The sequence below is a fragment of the Dietzia sp. B44 genome (assembly GCF_014145245.1).
Taxonomy (GTDB): domain Bacteria; phylum Actinomycetota; class Actinomycetes; order Mycobacteriales; family Mycobacteriaceae; genus Dietzia; species Dietzia natronolimnaea.
Window position 1 is genome coordinate 1 of the sequence record NZ_JAALEF010000509.1, and the last position, 1,412, is coordinate 1,412.

The following is a 1,412-nucleotide window of genomic DNA, read 5'->3' on the forward strand; positions in this document are numbered from 1 at the left end:
GAGTCCCGCTGGGCTCGTCCAGGCCGCTCCGGCCATCGCGACCCGGCCCACGCGAGCCAGCCGACCGCACCCTCCCCCGAAATAGCGACTGCCCCGACCCCTGGTGGGGGTCGGGGCAGCAGGGCCGGCTCGCCGGTTCGCCGCAGCAGCCAGGGCCACCGACGGCGGCGCTACCGCTCGCGCTGATCAGTCGCGGAAGTAGCTCATCAGACGCAGGATCTCGATGTACAGCCAGACCAGGGTGACGGTCAGGCCGAGCGCGACGCCCCACGCCATCTTGTTGGGGGCACCGGCGCGCACGAGGCGATCGGCGTTGTCGAAGTCCAGCAGGAAGCTGAACGCGGCCAGGCCGATGCACAGGAGGCAGAAGGCGATCGCGATCGGGCCGCCGTCGTACAGCGGGTTGGAGCCACCGGTGAAGAAGCTCAGCAGGATGCTACCGAGCGCCGCGAACAGCACGCCCACGATGGCGGCGGTGAGGAACCGCGTGAACTTGGGGGTCACGCGCACGGCGCCGGTCTTGTAGACGAACAGCATGCCCACGAACACACCGATGGTGCCGAGGATCGCCGCGCCGACGGCACCCAGGACGCCACCGCCCTGCAGATCAGCGGTGAACAGGTAGGTGGCAGCGCCCACGAAGAGCCCCTGCAGGCCGCCGTAGACCAGGGTGACGGGGGCCGAGTCCATCTTGCGGCCGAACGTGGCGACGAGCACCACGACGAGACCGCCGATACCGCCGATGAGCAGCAGCGGGAACAGCAGACCGGGGTTGATGCTGATCATGTAGAACGCGATCACGCCCACGATGCTGAGCAGACCCAGGGTGGTGGCGGTCTTGCTGACGACGTCGTCGATCGTCATGGGCCGCGTGTCCGTGTCGAACTGCGGATGGGCCTGGGGGGCGCCGTACCCGGGCTGGGCACCGAAACCCTGCTGGCCGTACTGGCCCTGCTGGAAGCCCGCGCGTCCGGCACCACCGAGGTGGGTGGCGCCACGCGCGCTGTCCTGGGACAGGGAACTGAAGACCGGATTGCTGCTCGTGCGCATCGAGGTCCCTTCGGATTGTCGGGGAAGGTCGTTGATCGAGAGTCCCCGCCGGGTCACCGACGAATCACTCGTACTGGTCAACGCGCGGGCCCACCTGAGTGTTCCCCGCGTCGACCCCCATCCTGCCCGACCGGTCGGACGTCCCGCGCACCAACCCTTTAGCGATATGTCGTTGACACTCTTTGGGATGTCGCGAATACTCTATGGCAGGCGGGCGCCGATGGGGCGCCCAGGACATTGGGAGTCGGCGATGCACAGCGACGACGCACACGAACCGGGTGACTTCGGCCCCCCGGACACACGGAGCCGGGGCGGACACCCGCGGCGTGGCGGCCGCCCCGGCCGCCCGCGTGGACACCACA

At 69.1% G+C, this 1,412-nt stretch carries 1 protein-coding gene; it reads right to left on the reverse strand.

Annotated elements, in window-relative coordinates; genetic code table 11:
• Window positions 1-186 precede the first annotated feature (186 nt).
• Complete coding sequence (locus G6017_RS15285; RefSeq protein ID WP_182618112.1) at window positions 187-1,050, reverse strand: Bax inhibitor-1/YccA family protein; 864 nt, start codon at window positions 1,048-1,050, stop codon at window positions 187-189.
• Window positions 1,051-1,412: the final 362 nt, after the last annotated feature.